Source organism: Pseudarthrobacter sp. PH31-O2, from assembly GCF_030063265.1.
In the GTDB taxonomy this organism is placed as follows: domain Bacteria; phylum Actinomycetota; class Actinomycetes; order Actinomycetales; family Micrococcaceae; genus Arthrobacter.
Genome location: NZ_JASIST010000007.1, coordinates 12,100 through 29,708, shown reverse-complemented (window position 1 = coordinate 29,708; position 17,609 = coordinate 12,100). Strand labels below are relative to the sequence as shown.

The window sequence follows — 17,609 nt, the reverse complement described above, 5'->3', positions numbered from 1 at the left end:
CTAGAGCCCTACGGATGCCAGCAGGTGGCCGACTTCCTGCTTGCCGAGGTTGCGGATGCTGCCTTGGCGCTGGTCGCCCAGGCCAATCGGGCCAACCTTGACGCGGACCAGCCGGAGCACCGGGAAACCGACGGCGTCGAAGAGGCGCCGAACGATCCGGTTTTTGCCCGAGTGCAGCACAACCTCGATCAGCACGTGGCCCGGGGTGGAGTCCACAAGCTTAAAGGAGTCAACCGACGCGATGCCGTCTTCAAGTTCGACGCCGGCTTTAAGCTCGGCGCCGATGCCCTGCGGGAACGGCCCGCGGACCTGCACAAGGTAGGTCTTGGGGACTTCGTAGGACGGGTGTGTCAGGCGGTTGGCGAGTTCGCCGTCGTTTGTCAGCAGCAACAGGCCCTCGGTAGCCACGTCGAGACGCCCGACGTGGAAGAGCCGTTCGCCATGGTGGTTGCGGACGAAGTCGCTGACGCAGGGACGGCCGTCCGGATCTTCCATCGTGGAGACAACGCCCTTGGGCTTGTTGAACACCATGTAGACCATGTTCTCGTCCAGCTGGATGCGGAGTCCGTCGACGTGGATCACCGCGGTCTTCGGGTCAACGCGGACGCCAAGCTCGGTGACGACCTGCCCGTCGACCTCCACCCGGCCTTCGGCGATCATTTCTTCGCAGACACGCCGTGAGGCGACGCCGGCCGATGCCATAACCTTCTGGAGGCGGGTGCCGTCCTGGTCGTGCACCTCGGACTGGGGAACCTCGGCGCGGGGGCCGCGCTTGCGGGCCGGTTTGCGTACCGGACCGAGGTTCTGGCCGAAGCGTTCGCTGCCGAAAGCACGGGGGCCGGCGAACTTCGCGGCACCGGTGCGCGGCTTGGGCTTCAACGCGCCGGGGCTGCCTGGGGCTTTGCCGGACCCGGGCTTGCGGGCCGCAGCCTTGCGGGCTGCCTCCTTGCCGGACGGCGGCTTGGACTTCCACTCTCCGGAAGCTGCCGGGCGGCTCGCCGCGGGTGTGCCGTCGGGACCTTGCAGGTCCGGATCGATGAAGGCCTCTTCGCGGGGCTTTGGTCGTTTGAAGGGGCGGTCTCCGCCGCCCTTGAAGCCGGCCCCGCCGCTGCGGCCGGCTCCGCCCTGCGCGCCGCGACCGGAGCCCTGCGCGGAATTTTGTCCGGCGCTGTTGCGTCCCGAACTGTTACGTGGTGAACCCTGGCGTCCCGCCTGTGTCATGACCCGTCCTTCGTTTGTTGACCAACGGCCGCTGTCTCCCGACAGCACCCGCCAGCAGGGGCAAAAACCCTCTGCCCCGGTGGATACTCGTGCGCAGGAAGTTGCTCCTGCTTACATTCTTGCTGCGTCGTAAAACTCGTCGATGCCTTCCAGCCCCGGAAGATGCGGGGAAAGTTGCGGCAGTTCCGCCACCGAGCCGATTCCCATCCGCTCCAGGAAATACGACGTCGTACGGTAGAGGATGGCCCCGGATTCGGGATCGGTTCCCGAGTCCCCGATCAGCCCCCGCTGTGTCAGCGTCCGCACAACAGAGTCAACGTTAACTCCTCGAATTGCAGAGACCCGCGCCCGGGAAACAGGCTGGCGGTAAGCAATGACGGCGAGCGTTTCGAGCGCCGCCTGCGTCAGCCTGGCTGTCTGTCCTTCCAGCACAAACCCGCCCACAATGTCGGCGAACTCTGCGCGGGAATAGATCCGCCAGCCTCCGGCGACATTCCGCAATTCAAAACCCCGGGGGGTGGAAGTGAAACCGATGAAACTGGCGTCGTCCACAGCCGGGGCATTAACAGTATAACCGTTGTAGTCCCGCTGCAGCTCCGCCAGCAGTTCCTCGACGACCTCGACGCTCACGTGCAGTCCCGCGGCAAGCTCGGCCGCCGTCGCAGGCTGGTCGATGACCATCAGGATCGCTTCGAGTGCCGCGCGGGCACCGCCGGGCATGCTGCCGAGGTCGGCACCTGCCTCGTCTGCGGTGTCCTTTTCTGCCGGTGTTTCGCCTGCCCCGGCGGATGCCTGTCCGGCTGCTTGTCCCGGTCGGGTCTGGTTCACGGCTGCTCCTCATATTCGTCACTCAGGTTGGTGCTGCTCCAGGCCCCGCCGTCGGCGCTCCAGCGGACCGTCAGGTCCCCCAGCGGGAGCAGCTGTTCAAAAGCCACCGCTTTGTCCCGGAACAGCTCCAGCAACGCCAGGAACCGGGCCACCACCACAAGCGTTGATTCGGCGTCGGCGATCAAGGCCCGGAAGGTAAGCGGGGTGCCGTGTTGCAGCCGCCGGCCCAGGAGTTCGGCCTGCTCCTTGACGCTGACGGCTGTGCCGTGGAGGTGGGCGAGGCCCACGACGGAAGGTGCGGCTTCCCTCGGCTTGAACGCGGCCTCCGCAAGGCCGGCAAACTGCTGCGGGGTGTGCCGCCAGAGGAGCTCCGGGAGCAGGGCAGCGAAATGCCCCTCCAGCGCGACCTGCCGCGGATAGCGCCCGGCCTCGAGTGCCAGGGTGGCGCCCATCATTCCGGCCACCTGCTTGAACGCCTTGTACTGCAGGAGCCGGGCGAACAGCAGATCGCGGGCTTCCAGCAATGCAATGTCTTCCTCGTCCTCAACTTCGCCGGCCGGTAATAGCCTCGCCGCCTTCAGGTCGAGCAGCGTGGCGGCGATGACGAGGAATTCACTGGCTTCGTCAAGTGCCCACTCTTCGCCCAGGTTCTGCAGCCGCTTGATGTACTTGATGAACTCATCGGTGACGGTGGAAAGCGCCACCTCGGTAATGTCCAGCTGATGTTTGGAAATCAGCCCCAGGAGCAGATCGAAGGGGCCGGTGAAGTTGGCCAGCCGGACCTCGAACCCCGGCTTCTTCCCGGCCGGCGCGGGCTCCGCCGCCGGAACGCCTGTTTCTGCCACGGTCCTGGCTAGGGTGCGCCGCCGCGCGAGATGAGTTCCTTGGCCAGGTTGCGGTAAGCGTCTGCGCCGATGTGGTTTCCGGCGTAGCTGGTGATGGGCTCGGCGGCGACGGTAGCGTCCGCGAACTTGATGGACCGCTTGATAACCGTCTCGAAGACCTTGTCGCCAAAAGCCTCCACCAGGCGGGAGATCACCTCCCGGCTGTGCAGGGTGCGGGCGTCATACATGGTGGCAAGGACGCCGTCGACCTGGAGCCTGGGATTCAACCGGTCCTGGACCTTGTCGATGGTCTCCACCAGCAGGGCGACGGCACGCAGGGCAAAGAACTCGCAGATCAGCGGGATGATGACCCCGTGGGCGGCCGTCAGCGCGTTAACGGTAAGCAGGCCCAGTGACGGCTGGCAGTCGATCAGCACGATGTCGTAGTCGTCCTCAACCTTCTTCAGGGCCCGGTCCAGCACCTGCTCCCGGGCCACTTCATTAACGAGCTGCACTTCCGCGGCGGAGAGGTCGATGTTGGCCGGGAGCAGGTCCAGATTGTCGACGCCGGTCTTGTGGATAGCGTCGCGGATGTCCACCTTGCGGTCCATCAAAACGTTGTAGACCGTGAGGTCCAGTTCGTGCGGGTTGATGCCGAGGCCGGCGGACAGGGCACCCTGGGGGTCGAAATCCACCACCAGCACCCGGCGGCCGAATTCCGCGAGCGCCGCAGCAAGGTTGATGGTGGAGGTGGTTTTACCCACTCCGCCCTTCTGGTTCACCATGGCGATGACCCGTGCAGGACCGTGGGAAGACAGCGGTGCGGGCTCCGGAAAGTCGCGTTGAGGGCGCCCGGTGGGGCCCATAACGGCGTCTTCCAGATCGAGTTCGGTGCCTTCCAGAGTTGCTGAACCCTGTTCGCTGCTCACGTATCTATCCACACTTTCGATGACGGTGATTGTTGTGCTTGACAATGCTGCCGCTGGACTTCCAGCGCCTGTCCTGTTCCACCCAAGGTTACAGCCACCGACACGGTATTCAGTGGACCTTGACAGCCGCCGTCTTTTGAGCCTCAACCCTCTGGTAGAAGTCGAAGGTTACCGGCGCGACGCAAAAAACCGCCCGGACACCTTGCGGCGTCCGGGCGGTTCCAGCAGGTCACTCGCGGGTTGCGGAACGGCTCAGGCGTTGGCCGGAACAGGCTGGGCCGACGCAGCGGCTTCCTGCGGGGCGCCGTGTCCGGCCAGCATGGTCTGCTCGTTGAAAGGTTCGGTTCCGGAAAGGACCCGCTCAAGCTGTCCGCCGTCGATCTCCTTCACCCAGGTGCCGATCAGCACCGTGGCGACGGCGTTGCCGGTGAAGTTGGTCAGGGCGCGGGCCTCGGACATAAAGCGGTCAATGCCCACGATCATGCCGACGCCGCCCAGCAGTTGCGGCGCATGCGCCTGGAGGCCTGCGGCCAGGGTGGCCAGGCCGGCACCGGTGACGCCGGCTGCGCCCTTGGAGGCGATGATCATAAAGACCAGCAGGGAAATCTGGGCGCCGAGGTCCAGCGGTGTGCCCATGGCGTTGGCGACGAACAGCGACGCCATCGTCAGGTAGATGGCCGTGCCGTCCAGGTTGAAGGAGTAACCGGTCGGGACCGTGACGCCAACGACAGGCTTGGACACCCCGAGGTGTTCCATTTTGGCGATCAGGCGGGGCAGTGCCGCTTCGGAGGATGAGGTGGAGAAGATCAGCAGGTACTCGCGGCCCAGGTACCTCATCAGCCGGAAGATGTTGACGCCGGCGATCACCTGAAGCAGTCCGCCCAGGATGACGACAATGAACAGGGCACAGGTGATGTAGAAGGCAATCATCAACGTAGCCATACCGACAATGGCCTGGACTCCGGTGGCACCGACAACGGCGGCAATCGCACCGAACGCACCCACCGGCGCCACCCACATGATCATGATGAGGATGCGGAAGACCAGGACCTGGCCGTGGCTGATGGCCTTGAGGATCGGGACGCCCTGCGGACCCATCCGCTGGAGGGCGAAGCCGACCAGGATCGCCGCGAAGAGAGTCGGCAGCACGGGAATGTCGGACGGGATGATGCCGAGCAGGAAGTCGACAGTGCTGTCCGTAGCGGCCTTTTTGTTGGGATCATAGGGCGCGAGCTTAAGGCCCTCTCCGGGATGGATCAGGTTGCCGACGACGAGGCCGATGGCGAGCGCAAAGGTGGACATCACCATAAAGTAGCCCAGGGCCAGTCCCCCGACTTTGCCGACGGTGGCGGCCTTGGCGATGGAGCCAATGCCCAGCACGATCGTGCAGAAGATGATCGGCGCAATCATCATCTTGATGAGTTTGATGAACCCGTCACCCAACGGCTTCAAGGACTTGCCGACCTCGGGGAACAACAGCCCGATGAGAGCGCCGAGGACGACGGCCACAATTACCGCCATGTAAAGATAATGGGACTTGTCGAGCCTCTTGCGCTTCTTGACCGGCGTCGCGGTCAACGCCGCCGACTCTCCTCGTTGAGAGGTCATGGTGTTCTCCTTGGATAGGCTGGACGTTGGTGTGGCGCAGGCTGTGGGCCCACCGCGTCCGTTCTGCGTGTTCCACCATCATTGGGGATGCAGTGACGCGCATCACCGTTGCGTTCATATTGGTCATGGAAGGTGTTGATGATCCACCGCTGGAGCATCGCCAGACGGCTGTTTGTGGCCCACTTGCTCTTTATGCTGGCCCTGACGGCCATCGTCGGCACTGCCACCTTCGTTGACGCACGCGATCACGCCTATTACGAGGCGGGCCGGCGGATGGCCGGCGTCGCGACCGCTGTGGCGGACAACCCCCTGGTGCTGGCGGCGGCAGGGGACGCGAATCCCACCGCCCTGTTGCAGCCGTATGCCCTGAAGGTCATGGAGGATGCCCAGGCGGATTTCATCACGATCATGGCACCGGACCGCACCCGGTGGACCCACCCCCGGGCGGAAGAACTCGGGAAGCCCTACATCGGCTCCATCGATCCGGCCCTCGAGGGCCGGATCTTCACCGAAATCACTGCCGGAACCCTGGGACCATCAGTACGCACCATCGTCCCGGTCAAGGACGCGGACGGGACCGTCCGGGCGCTGGTTGCGGCCGGTGTGACCGTCCGGACCGTGGACATCGCCGTCTCCGGCAGGCTTCCGGCGCTGCTGGCGATCGGATTGGCCCTCCTCGCTGGCGGCTCGGTGGCGTCCTGGCTGCTGGGGCGGTATCTGAGGCAGGTCACCCGCGGCTGGGGACCGGAGCAGCTCGCCCAGCTATTTGCGTACTACGAATCGGTCCTCCACTCGGTCCGGGAAGGCGTCATCCTGATTGATCCCCAAGGCAAGGTCGTGATGTACAACGACCAGGCCGCGGAACTGCTGGGCCTCACCCGCCGGGCGTCCGACGACGAAGGCACGTCCGCCGACGGCGTGCGGCAGGAGGCGCCGTCGCTCGCTGAGCTCCCGCTGGCCCCGAGCCTCGGGGAGCTGTTCGAATCGGGCCGGACCGCGCTGGACGAGATCCACCTGACCGGCTCGCGGGTTCTTGTGGTGAACCAGGGGCCGGCCATCGGTCCGGTTTCTGCCCGGGGACGCACCGGCCCGCCCGTCTATGGCACCGTGGCCACCATCCGCGACCGCACCGAAATCGAATCCCTCGGCAGCGAGCTGGAAACCATGCGCACACTCTCGGATGCCCTGCGGGCCCAGACCCACGAGCACGCCAACCGGCTGCATACGATTGTTTCCCTGATGGAGCTGGGGCGCGGCACCGAAGCCCTGGAATTCGCTACCCAGGACCTCGAACTGAGCCAGCGGCTGACCGATGACGTGGTGAGCTCGATCGATGAGCCCGTGCTCGGCGCCCTCATTATGGGCAAGGCCGCCGAGGCCCATGAGCGGGGCGTCGAATTGGCCCTCACCACAGCGGGGACGGGGACGGGATCATCCGCTGCGACCGGCCTGGCCGTGCAGGACCTCGTGGCGATCCTGGGTAATCTGCTGGACAACGCCATCGATGCGGCGGCCGAGGCGCCGGCCCCGAAACTCGTGGAGCTCACTGTGGCAGCATCAACAGGGTCCCTTGAAATCACTGTGGAGGACAGTGGGCCCGGAATCGATCCGCAGGCTGTGGAAGACATTTTCCGGCACGGCTTCAGCACCAAAACACCCGGTCCGTTCGGGCGCGGCCTTGGCCTGGCCCTGGTCCGCCAGGCGGTGCTGCGGCTCGGCGGTACCATGACGATCACCAGCCCCGCCGGGGCGATGTTCCGCGTCACGCTGCCAGCCGCACCGGCGGCAGCGACGCCGGAACCACTGACCACCGAAGGAAAGCCATGAGCGAAATCCGTGTACTCGTCGTCGAAGACGAGCCCGTCGCGGCAGCCGCCCACGGCGCATATATCGGCAGGCTGGAGGGCTTCACGCTGGCCGGCTCGGCCCCGGACGGACAGTCCGCGCTCCGGCTCATGACGGACTTCGCGGCTGCGGGCACCCCGGTGGAGCTGGTGTTGCTGGACATGAACCTGCCGGACCTGCATGGCCTCGACATCGCGCGGCGCATGCGTGCGGCCGGGCTGTTCGCGGACATCATCGCCATCACCGCGGTGCGGGAACTGAGCATTGTCCGCAGTGCCGTCGCCACCGGTGTGGTCCAGTACCTGATCAAACCGTTCACCTTTGCCACCTTCGCGGACAAGCTCACCAGCTACCGCCACTTCCGGCAGCAGCTGGCCTCCCCCGCCGAGGGACAGACCGGCCCGGGCCCGTCGCAGAGCGACGTGGACCAGGCTTTCGCGAGCTTGCGTGCCCCCTCCGACCTGCCCTTGCCCAAGGGTTTGGCCGTGTCCACCCTGGAAGCGGTGCAGGATTTTATGAAGCAGCAGTCCGGTGCGGTGTCCGCCAGCGAGGTAATGGACGCGCTGGGTATGTCCCGGGTGACCGCGCGGCGCTACCTGGAATACCTCGCCGACGCCGGTACGGTCTCCCGAACGGCACGCTATGGCGCACCGGGCCGGCCGGAGAACGAATACCGCTGGACCCGGCCGGGGGGCTAGCGGAACCGCCCGTACCGCGGCGCCGCCTGCTAAGGCGAGATTGACCGGCCCGGGCGCAGAGTACCGATCAGCTGGTCGATCACGCCGGCGTCCTCGATCGTGGAGGGCACCACGTAGTCTTCGCCGTCGGCGATTTGACGCATGGTCTTGCGCAGGATCTTTCCGGAGCGCGTCTTGGGCAGCGCCTCGACGACTGTGACGTGCTTGAAGTCCGCGACGGCGCCGATGTCGCGCCGGACCAAAGCGATGAGGTCCTTTACCAGAATCTCCGCGGACACCTCAACCCCAGACTTCAGCACCACGTAGCCGCTGGGACGTTGGCCCTTCAGCGGGTCCGCGAGCCCGATTACGGCACACTCGGCGACGGCCGGGTGCTGGCCGATCACCTGTTCCATGGCGCCGGTGGAGAGCCGGTGGCCCGCGACGTTGATGATGTCGTCGGTGCGGCCCATCACGAAGAGGTATCCGTCCTCGTCGCGGTAACCGGAGTCCCCGGTGGCGTAGTAGCCCTCGAACGCCTGCAGGTACGAGGAGATGTAGCGCTCGTCGTCGCCCCACAGCGTTGTCAGCGTGCCCGGCGGCAGCGGCAGCGACAGCACGATGTTGCCCTCGGTGCCCGCCTCGACGTCCCCGCCCGCGCCGTCCACGATATTCAGCTTGAAGCCCGGCATTGGCACACTGGGCGAGCCTGCCTTGATCGGCAGCCCGTCGAGTCCGCGCGGGTTCGCGCAGATGGCCCAGCCGGTCTCGGTCTGCCACCAGTGGTCCACCACGGGAACGCCCAGGATCCGGGAGGCCCAGTGGAAAGTATCGGTGTCCAGCCGTTCACCGGCGGCAAACAGGGTGCGCAGACTGGAAATGTCGTACTCGGCCAGGAGCTTCGCCTCGGAATCGGCCTTCCGGATGGCCCGCAGCGCGGTGGGCGCGGTGAACAGGACGTTGACCTTGTGGTCCTGGATGACCCGCCAGAACGCGCCGGCGTCGGGTGTGCCCACGGGCTTGCCTTCGTAGAGCACCGTTGTGGCGCCGGCCAGCAGCGGGCCGTAGACGATATAGGAGTGCCCCACCACCCAACCGACGTCGGAGGCGGTCCACATCACGTCGCCGGGGCCGATGTCGTAGATGTTCTCAAGGGTCCAGCACAGCGCCACTGCATGGCCGCCGTTGTCCCGCACCACGCCCTTTGGCGCGCCGGTGGTGCCCGAGGTGTAGAGAATGTACAGCGGATCAGTGGCCCTGACGTCCACCGGCGCGGCGGGCGCGGCGGTCGCCATCTCGGTATCCCAGTCCAGCCAACCGGCGTGGCCGGCCACCGAAGAAGCGAAGCCTTCCCTGCCCTTGACCACGACCGGAGTGCCCGGCGACCCGGCCAGGCCGAGGGCCTCCTCGACCGCCGGGAGATACTCGATCCGGCGTGAGGGTTCGATGCCGCCGGAGGCCGTGACCACCGCGGCCGGGGCGGCATCGCGGATTCGGGCGGCGAGTTCCTTGGGGGCAAAGCCGCCGAAGACCACTGAGTGCACGGCACCGAGCCGGGCCGTGGCGAGCATGGCGATGGCCGCCTCGGGGATCATCGGCATGTAGATCACCACACGGTCTCCCTTACCGACGCCCTGGCGGCGCAAAACGCCGGCGAACCGGGCAACGAGGTCCGTCAGTTCGCTGTAGCTGAAGCGCTGCTGCGTGCCGAGCATGGCGGAGTCGTAGATCAGGGCGTCCTGCGCGCCGCGGCCCGCCGCCACGTGACGGTCCAGCGCGTTGTAGGAGGTGTTGAGCACTCCGTCGGGGAACCAGTCGTACAGCGGGGCCCGGCCGGAATCGAGGGCACGCTGCGGCGGGACAGTCCAGGAGACTTTCGCTGCGGCTTCCAGCCAGAATGCTTCCGGTGTTGCCAGGCTGGCCTGGTAGCTGTCCTGGTAGTTCTTGGTAACCATAAGAATGTGTCCCGTCCACGACGATGTGATGGTGCTTATGGTAGTCCCGCCGGAGCTGCCCGCACAAGGCTTATGTATACACAGATGGAAACTAAGAACCGGATGACTGGCAAAAGCTGGGCAAAATTGGTCTTCCTGTATACACTGAAAGCGTCAGGCAACGAAGGAGTCAGGATGCGCGCAAGCGACAAGGCCTATGCGGCCCTTCGCGAGGACATCATCGAGTGGCGGCTGGCGCCGGGAACGGTCCTCGCGGAAGTCGAACAGTCCGAGCGGCTCGGCATCTCCCGCACCCCGCTGCGGGAGGCCTTGAGCCGGCTCACCGCGGAGGGTCTGACCACGACGGCGGGAGGCCGCGGCGTTGTTGTCACCGACATCTCGCTGGAGGACATCGACGAACTTTTTGAACTGCGGGAGACCCTCGAGGGCAAGGCCGCGGCGCTGGCGGCCGAACGCGGCAACGCCGCCACCTTCGAACAGCTGCGCAACGAACTGCGCCGGGCCCCGGCCCTGGTCAGCGGCGAGAATCCCGCCCTGCACGACTACTACGGCTTGGTCGGACGGCTGGACGCAGCCATCGACGCCGCGATCCATAACTCCTACCTCGCCCAGGCAATGCGCAGCCTGCGCGTCCACCTGGTCCGGGTCCGCCGGCTGGCGGCCGACGACGCCGAGCGGCTCACCGCCGCCGCCGCCGAGCATGCCGCCATCGCCGAGGCGATCGCCGCCGGCAACCCCCGGCTGGCCGAGGCAGCCACCACGCTGCACCTGCACCGCAGTCTTACCCACGTCAAAGCCACCCACGTACCCCACTAACTAAGGAGCACCATGGTCAAGGAACACCACGTCCGCGTCTACAAGAGCGAAGAAAACCTGCCCCGCGAGGACCAGCTCGCCTTCAAGATTGCAACGGTGGCCGCGGATCCCGTCGCCGTCACCGCCGAGGTCACCGACATGGTCATCAACCGCGTCATCGACAACGCCTCGGTGGCGATTGCCTCGCTGAACCGCGCACCGATCGTCGCCGCCCGCGCCCAGGCGCTGACCCACGGCCCCACCACCGGCGGCAAGGGTTCGAAGGTTTTTGGCATCGAAGAGCGGGTGGCGCCTGAATGGGCGGCCTGGGCCAACGGGGTCGCCGTCCGTGAACTCGATTACCACGACACGTTCCTGGCCGCGGAGTACTCCCACCCGGGCGACAATATTCCGCCGATCCTCGCCGTTGCCCAGCATGTGGGCTCCAGCGGCCACGACCTGATCCGCGGCATCGCCACCGGCTACGAGATCCAGGTCAACCTGGTCAAGGCCATCTGCCTGCACAAGCACAAGATCGACCACGTCGCACACCTCGGCCCCTCTGCCGCCGCCGGTATCGGGACCCTGCTCGGGCTGGAGGTCGAAACGATTTTCCAGTCCATCGGACAGGCCCTGCACACCACCACCGCCACCCGGCAGTCCCGCAAGGGCGAGATCTCGACCTGGAAAGCCCACGCCCCGGCGTTCGCGGGCAAAATGGCCGTCGAGTCCGCGGACCGTGCCATCCGCGGCCAGACGTCGCCGGTGCCGATCTACGAGGGCGAGGACGGTGTGATCGCCTGGATGCTGGACGGCCCCGACGCCTCCTACACCGTGCCGCTGCCAACGCCCGGCGAAGCCAAACGCGCCATTATGGACACATACACTAAAGAACACTCGGCCGAGTACCAGGCCCAGGCCTGGATCGACCTGGCACGCAAACTCCACGGCACCCACCCGCAGGTCACCGACCCGGCCAACGTGGAATCCGTGCTGATCAAGACCAGCCACCACACGCACTATGTCATCGGTTCCGGGGCAAACGACCCGCAGAAGTACAGCCCCACGGCAAGCCGCGAAACGCTGGACCACTCGATCCCGTACATCTTCACGGTCGCCCTGCAGGACGGCTCCTGGCATCACGTCGATTCCTACGCGCCCGATCGCGCCGCGCGTCCGGACACCGTGGAACTCTGGCACAAGGTCACCACCGTGGAGGATCCGGAATGGACCCGCCGCTACCACTCCCTGGACATTGCGGAGAAGGCTTTCGGCGGCACCGTGGTGATCACGCTCAAGGACGGAACTGTCATCACTGACGAGATTGCCGTCGCCGACGCCCACCCGCTGGGCGCCCGGCCGTTCGCGCGGGAACAGTACGTCAACAAGTTCCGCACCCTCGCTGCCGGCCTCGTCGCCGATGCGGAAATCGACCGTTTCCTCGCCGCCGCCGCCCGCCTGCCGGAGCTCGCCGCCGGGGAGCTGGACCAGCTGAACATCAAGGCCGCCGACGGTGTGATCGACCTGGCCGCAGCACCGAAGGGACTCTTCTAATGCTGTACTCGAAGGTCACCCCGGAGCAGAAGCGGATCCGCTTCCGCGAGCTCCTGGCGTCGGGTACGATCCAGCAGTTCCCGGGCGCGTTCAACCCGCTCTCAGCCCGGCTGATCGAGGAGAAGGGCTTCGCCGGGGTTTACATTTCCGGCGCTGTCCTGGCCAATGACCTGGGCCTGCCGGACATCGGGCTGACCACACTCACCGAGGTGGCCACCCGCGCCGGGCAGATCGCCCGGATGACCGATCTGCCCAGCATCGTCGACGCCGACACGGGCTTCGGCGAGCCGATGAACGTCGCCCGCTCGGTCCAGGAGCTTGAGAATGCGGGCCTGGCCGGCCTGCACATCGAGGACCAGTTCAACCCGAAGCGCTGCGGCCACCTCGACGGCAAAAACGTCGTGGACCTGGACACCGCCACGAAACGCATCCGGGCCGCGGCAGATGCCAGACGCGACCCAAACTTCCTGATCATGGCCCGGACCGATATCCGTGCCACGGATGGCCTGAAGGCCACGCAGGACCGCGCCAAGGCGCTCGTGGAGGCCGGGGCGGACGCCATCTTCCCGGAAGCCATGAAAGACCTCAGCGAATTCCAGGCGATCCGGGACGCCGTCGACGTGCCGATTCTGGCCAACATGACCGAGTTCGGCCAGAGCGCGCTGTTCACCGTGGAGCAGCTCGCCGCCGTCGGGGTCAACATGATCATCTACCCGGTGACGCTGCTCCGTAGTGCCATGGGCGCTGCGGAGCGTACGCTGGAGTCGATTAAGGCTGACGGTACGCAGGAGGCCCAGGTGGGGAACATGCTGACCCGGGCGCGTTTATATGATCTCGTGGACTACGAGGCCTACAACAGCTTTGATACCGGCGTTTTCAACTTCCAGATCCCGGGTCAGTAGGCTCGCATCGGACTTCCGGCCACGGCCGGTTCAACAGGCGACAGGAACAAAGGAGTCTCAGCATGGCTGAACAAGAGATCAAAAAGGGCCTCGCCGGCGTCGTGGTGGATTACACCGCGGTCTCCAAGGTGAACCCGGACAGCAATTCACTGCTCTACCGCGGGTACCCCGTGCAGGAGCTGGCCGCCAAGTGCAGCTTCGAGGAAGTCGCATACCTGCTCTGGAACAGCGAGCTGCCTACGCCGGCGCAACTGGCGGAGTTCACTGCCCGGGAACGCGCCGGGCGGGCGCTGGACCCGGTCGTCAAGCAGGTCATTGACGCGCTGCCGACCAGCTCGCACCCGATGGACGTCTGCCGCACGGCGGCCTCCGTTATGGGTGCCCGGCATCCCCTCGCCGAAGACTCCTCCCGCGAGGCAAACATGGCAAAGGCCGCGGACCTCTTCGCCGCGATGCCGGCGGTGGTCTCCTACGACCAGCGCCGGCGCCATGGCCAGGAGCTGGTGGAGCCCCGCGACGACCTGGGCTACTCAGCCAACTTCCTCTGGATGGCCTTCGGCGAGGAGCCCGTCCAGGAAGTTGTTGAGGCTTTTAACGTCTCAATGATCCTGTACGCGGAGCACTCCTTTAATGCCTCGACGTTCACCGCCCGGGTGATCACCTCGACGCTTTCGGACCTGCATTCGGCTGTGACCGGTGCGATCGGGGCGCTAAAGGGCCCGCTGCACGGCGGGGCGAACGAGGCCGTCATGCACACCTTCGATGAGATTGGAATCCGTCCGGAAGAGTCCCTGGACGAGGCAGCCACCCGCGCGAAGGCGTGGATGGAGGATGCGCTGGCGCAAAAGAAGAAGGTCATGGGCTTCGGCCACCGCGTCTACAAGCAGGGCGACTCCCGGGTGCCCACCATGAAGGCCGCCCTGGACAAGATGATCGCGCACTATGGCCGGCCGGAGCTGCTGGGGCTGTACAACGGTTTGGAGTCGGCGATGGAAGAGGCCAAGGCAATTAAGCCGAACCTCGACTACCCGGCCGGACCCACGTACCACCTGATGGGCTTCGACACCCCGACTTTCACTCCGCTGTTCGTTGCCAGCCGGATCACCGGCTGGACGGCGCACATTATGGAGCAGCTGGCCGCCAACTCGCTAATCCGCCCGTTGAGCGAATACAACGGCGTGGAGGAACGGCACCTGAGCTAGATCCCGCAAAATAATGCAGAGCGGCCGGTCACCCCAAGGGTAACCGGCCGCTCCTTGTTGTACTCCTAGTCCTGCATCTCCAGGCTGAGGATCATGGCCTTGAGCTTGCGGTATTCGGGTGTCGCCAGGTAGTCCCGGGCTTCGGCCATAGAGTTGAAGATGGGGTCATCGTGCCGGGGACTTCGGGCGGCCCGGTTTGCAAAGGAGAGTGTGCCCCGGGGCGCGCCGTTGACGAACGAGTACATCAGGCACCCGTCGGTCAACTCGCCGCTCGCCCTGTCGACCAGTCCAATCTGGTAGTCGAAGGCACCGCCGTCGGCCCGCATATCGAGGACCCGGTAGGAAAACCGCACCCCGGCCGCGGTTGCCCACTTATTGTCCAGGGCTGGCGCCGTGTCCAGCTCCGTTATGGGGTAGGGACCAGGACCGCAGGCCCCGCCAACCCCGCTGCCGGCGCCGTGGTAAAGCGCCGCGACTTGCATCCGGTCCTCGTTGAATACAATGATGCGGGTTCCCGGATAGTCGGCGGACCCGACCGTTGACTCCTCGGCTGTCCAGCCGTCGGGCAGCTCAAAAGAGGCTCCGGCCGCAGCGCTAACGTAGCGCCGGTCCGCGGGCCCGGCGACGGGTCCGCCCGTTGCCGGGGCCGTTGACTGCGCGCTCGACGGGGACGCTGAACTGGCGGAAGGCCCTGGGCCCGGTTCCGTAGTCGGCGGAGCGGAAGCCGTGGGTGCGGCTACGCTTCCGGCCGTTACGGCAGGCGGCGCGGGGACCAGGTTGACAGCTATCACCAGACCTGCGGCGACTCCGGCCGCGGCTATGGCAGCGATCGCAACCACCCAGGGCCACCGGCGGCGCGGGACCGGTTCCGCGCCGGAACCCGGCATCATTTCATCGTCGCTGAAGGCACTTCCCGTGGTGTCCTTGATTGATTCCATGATCGTCCTCCGGTGTGTGCAAGCTGATGATTTTCCCCGGGTTAGTTCCCGGTTGGCCGGCGCCGGGGCCGCGATCCCACGGGCAGTCTATCGACCGTCGCAACTGTTTCGTTGTCAGCATGGAGAACCACCACGACGTCGATGCTTTCGCCTGCCAGCGCCGGCGGCAGCCAGTGCTCCGCATCCTGCCACATACGCTGCAGCGGAAGCGCATCTACGGCGAACCATTCCGGCGCGATTTCGGTGCTCTCGGCGGGCTCCCCTTCCCAACGGCGGGTGGTGAAGAGGCGGCAGTACATGTTCCATTCCGGCCGGGCGGGGAAGATGAACTCGACGTTGCCGGCGTCGGCCAGATCCTCCTGGCGCACCATCAGGCCGGTTTCTTCCCGCACTTCCCGGACAACGGCCTGGGCATCGCTCTCCCCTGCTTCCACATGGCCGCCGATGCCCACGATCTTTCCGGCACCAAAGCCGGTGAGCTTCAGGCCCAGCAGCACCTCGGTTGAACCTGCCTCCGGCTCGCGGAGCAGAAAGCAGAGGGTGACGGGAGTCGACGGCATAGGTCCAAGGGTAGCCGCGCCGAGCCTGCCACGACGTCGGGACCCGCTGCCGGGACCCCTGGGCCAGTCAACAGTCCCGGCCGGCGGGCTACCCGAGCCGCGCGGACCGGGACGAACCCAACGTCCAGATTTCCGAGGTGTCAGCCGGCAGGGTAAATCGCAGCGACGTAACCATCCGGCGGAGCGTGGCGTATTCGACCGATTTGAGGTACCGGCGGGCGTCGTCCCTGGCAGCGAACATCCTGGCATAGCCGCTTCTGGGGCCGGGACCGCCGGCGGCGCCGGGCAGCAGCAGCTCGTCCCCGAAGCGAAGGAGGAGTCCGCCAGCCGGGGCGGCGAGCGGGTCCGGAACACACGGTGTGTCTCCCGCCGTGGCCCGCACCAGGCCAAAGGTGCTCCGGGGTTCCGGACCGGCCGCGACGGTAAATGAGAAGGCTGCCGCGAGTGCCGGGTCCAGGGTCTCCGCACCGGTGACGATGCTGCGTCGGTCGAGATCCTCCCCGCTTCGGGAAGCCAGTCCACAGCGCTGGAAGCCGGCGTCGGTGGCGGGGGCCGGTCCGAAGTAGAGCATGGCCACCGGGAGCAGGTCCTGGTCGAAGATGTCAGCGTGCAGTCCCGGATATTCAGCAGAGGCGTTTTGCGGGACGGCTGTCCAGCCGAACGGCAGCTCCACAGTTGCGGCGAAGCCCAAGTCCACTGCCGACCATGGCCGGGTCAGCCTGGCGTGCCACCACAAAGCGGGCGCCGCTGAGGACCCGCCTGGTGCTTCCTCCCGCGCGCCTGCCTTGGCCGCCGCCGCACCAGCCACCGGCGCAGCCGAATTTTCCGGGGCACGGCCCGGGGTTAGCAGCCAGGTGCCCGCGACCAGGAGCGCGAGGATGAATCCGAGCCATGCCGGCCGCCGGCTTGCGTCGTCCAAAGCATTTATCCCGGCCCGGAATCGGATCTTCCCCGCATCATCCGCCCGGCCCGGCAGCAGTTGCTCGTGGTTCGGGGCTGCCGTTAGCAGTTGCGCGATCTCCGCCTCCGGGTTAGTCTGCTGCGTCGCCCCAACCGCCGGTGCTGCATCGTGGAGCCGCTGTTCGATCCGGTTCACAGCGGCACCCCGTTCCGTCTCCGGGATGTCTGAGCTCGCCGGTTCTCACGCCGTTGCAGCCGCCTTTCGGCCCTGCGGTAGGCCCGGTCGAGCCGGATACCGGCCTGGGCCATCGAGCAACCGAGGAATTCAGCCAACTCCGCCATGCTGAGTTCGTCCCAGTAGACCATGCGCAGGACTTCGCGGTCCCGCACTCTCAGCGAAGCGATCGCGCCGGCGTCGGAGGGCTGGCGGGCAGCGGCTGCGTCGGCGTCCCGGACTGCTGCTGCGGCGGCGCGCAACGCAAGGGAAAGCAGTGAACAGTAGCCCACCGTCGTGCCAGTTCGATCCTCGGCCCAGGCTGTCCGAAAGACGTCAGCAGTGAGCGTCACCGCGTAGTCAGGGTCGCCAGTGCGTCGGGTGAGCGCGGCTACGATGCGGCGGAAGTCTTCGGCCGGATCATCGCTCAGTCCTGCGAGCTGTGCGGTCATGACCTGTTCTCCGTTCACGGCTGGGACCCGATCTACAAGAATCGTCGGGTAGTCACGTCAATTAGTCCTCTGCTGCCGGCTGCCGGCCGGATCCCGGACGTTGGATTCTGCCGGCCCGCAGCAGCAACATGGATCTGCCGGCCCGTTTTATGCCTCGACTCGAGAATCCCCTCTACCCCACTTGTTTCCGGCTCATCCCCGGACC

16 protein-coding genes are annotated in these 17,609 nt (G+C 66.2%); 6 read left to right on the top strand and 10 right to left on the bottom strand.

What is annotated here, in order from left to right; genetic code table 11:
• From QMG72_RS11900 to QMG72_RS11880, 5 genes are all read right to left on the bottom strand, one after another.
• On the bottom strand, positions 1-1,221 hold the full coding sequence (locus QMG72_RS11900) for a pseudouridine synthase (protein ID WP_283480612.1): 1,221 nt from the start codon (positions 1,219-1,221) through the stop codon (positions 1-3).
• Between the two features lie 111 nt (positions 1,222-1,332).
• Positions 1,333-1,941, bottom strand: coding sequence for an SMC-Scp complex subunit ScpB (scpB, locus tag QMG72_RS11895; protein ID WP_226776015.1), 609 nt, complete (start codon positions 1,939-1,941; stop codon positions 1,333-1,335).
• Positions 1,942-2,045: 104 nt separating this feature from the next.
• Positions 2,046-2,894: a segregation and condensation protein A gene (locus tag QMG72_RS11890; protein WP_226775994.1), complete on the bottom strand. Its 849-nt coding sequence runs from the start codon at positions 2,892-2,894 to the stop codon at positions 2,046-2,048.
• 8 nt (positions 2,895-2,902) lie between these two features.
• Positions 2,903-3,802, bottom strand: a complete 900-nt coding sequence (locus QMG72_RS11885; RefSeq protein WP_226775993.1) for a ParA family protein — start codon at positions 3,800-3,802, stop codon at positions 2,903-2,905.
• Positions 3,803-4,054: 252 nt separating this feature from the next.
• The gene (locus QMG72_RS11880) at positions 4,055-5,410 is read right to left on the bottom strand and encodes a cation:dicarboxylate symporter family transporter (protein ID WP_283480611.1); all 1,356 of its coding nucleotides are present in this window, start codon (positions 5,408-5,410) and stop codon (positions 4,055-4,057) included.
• Positions 5,411-5,548: 138 nt separating this feature from the next.
• On the opposite strand from QMG72_RS11880, the gene QMG72_RS11875 reads away from it, so the two are divergent.
• On the top strand, positions 5,549-7,237 hold the full coding sequence (locus QMG72_RS11875) for a sensor histidine kinase (protein ID WP_283480609.1): 1,689 nt from the start codon (positions 5,549-5,551) through the stop codon (positions 7,235-7,237).
• On the top strand, positions 7,234-7,953 hold the full coding sequence (locus QMG72_RS11870; protein WP_283480606.1) for a response regulator: 720 nt from the start codon (positions 7,234-7,236) through the stop codon (positions 7,951-7,953). Before QMG72_RS11875 ends, QMG72_RS11870 begins: the two co-directional genes overlap by 4 nt.
• A gap of 29 nt (positions 7,954-7,982) precedes the next feature.
• Here QMG72_RS11870 and QMG72_RS11865 read toward each other — a convergent pair whose 3' ends face one another.
• Complete coding sequence (locus QMG72_RS11865; RefSeq protein ID WP_283480605.1) at positions 7,983-9,887, bottom strand: AMP-binding protein; 1,905 nt, start codon at positions 9,885-9,887, stop codon at positions 7,983-7,985.
• Positions 9,888-10,061: 174 nt separating this feature from the next.
• Between QMG72_RS11865 and QMG72_RS11860 the strand changes: the two genes are divergently transcribed.
• The 4 genes from QMG72_RS11860 (at position 10,062) to QMG72_RS11845 (ending at position 14,340) form a co-directional block, all read left to right on the top strand.
• Entirely contained in the window at positions 10,062-10,703 is a 642-nt protein-coding gene (locus QMG72_RS11860) for a GntR family transcriptional regulator (RefSeq protein WP_253033175.1), read from the top strand.
• Between the two features lie 12 nt (positions 10,704-10,715).
• Positions 10,716-12,236 (top strand): MmgE/PrpD family protein, encoded by a 1,521-nt coding sequence (locus QMG72_RS11855; protein ID WP_253033176.1) that lies wholly within the window; start codon positions 10,716-10,718, stop codon positions 12,234-12,236.
• Complete coding sequence (gene prpB, locus QMG72_RS11850; protein ID WP_226775986.1) at positions 12,236-13,138, top strand: methylisocitrate lyase; 903 nt, start codon at positions 12,236-12,238, stop codon at positions 13,136-13,138. Before QMG72_RS11855 ends, prpB begins: the two co-directional genes overlap by 1 nt.
• A gap of 62 nt (positions 13,139-13,200) precedes the next feature.
• Complete coding sequence (locus QMG72_RS11845) at positions 13,201-14,340, top strand: bifunctional 2-methylcitrate synthase/citrate synthase (RefSeq protein WP_283480602.1); 1,140 nt, start codon at positions 13,201-13,203, stop codon at positions 14,338-14,340.
• Between the two features lie 65 nt (positions 14,341-14,405).
• Here the strand turns inward: QMG72_RS11845 and QMG72_RS11840 are convergent, their stop codons facing one another.
• The 4 genes from QMG72_RS11840 to QMG72_RS11825 all read right to left on the bottom strand — a co-directional run bounded on the left by QMG72_RS11840 (position 14,406) and on the right by QMG72_RS11825 (position 17,404).
• The gene (locus QMG72_RS11840; protein ID WP_283480600.1) at positions 14,406-15,278 is read right to left on the bottom strand and encodes a hypothetical protein; all 873 of its coding nucleotides are present in this window, start codon (positions 15,276-15,278) and stop codon (positions 14,406-14,408) included.
• Between the two features lie 41 nt (positions 15,279-15,319).
• Positions 15,320-15,838 carry an 8-oxo-dGTP diphosphatase gene (locus QMG72_RS11835; protein WP_283480599.1) on the bottom strand — a complete coding sequence of 173 codons (519 nt, stop codon included), beginning with the start codon at positions 15,836-15,838 and terminating at the stop codon, positions 15,320-15,322.
• 88 nt (positions 15,839-15,926) lie between these two features.
• On the bottom strand, positions 15,927-16,934 hold the full coding sequence (locus tag QMG72_RS11830) for a hypothetical protein (protein WP_282468109.1): 1,008 nt from the start codon (positions 16,932-16,934) through the stop codon (positions 15,927-15,929).
• On the bottom strand, positions 16,931-17,404 hold the full coding sequence (locus QMG72_RS11825; protein WP_226775981.1) for an RNA polymerase sigma factor: 474 nt from the start codon (positions 17,402-17,404) through the stop codon (positions 16,931-16,933). Before QMG72_RS11825 ends, QMG72_RS11830 begins: the two co-directional genes overlap by 4 nt.
• Positions 17,405-17,609 lie beyond the last annotated feature (205 nt).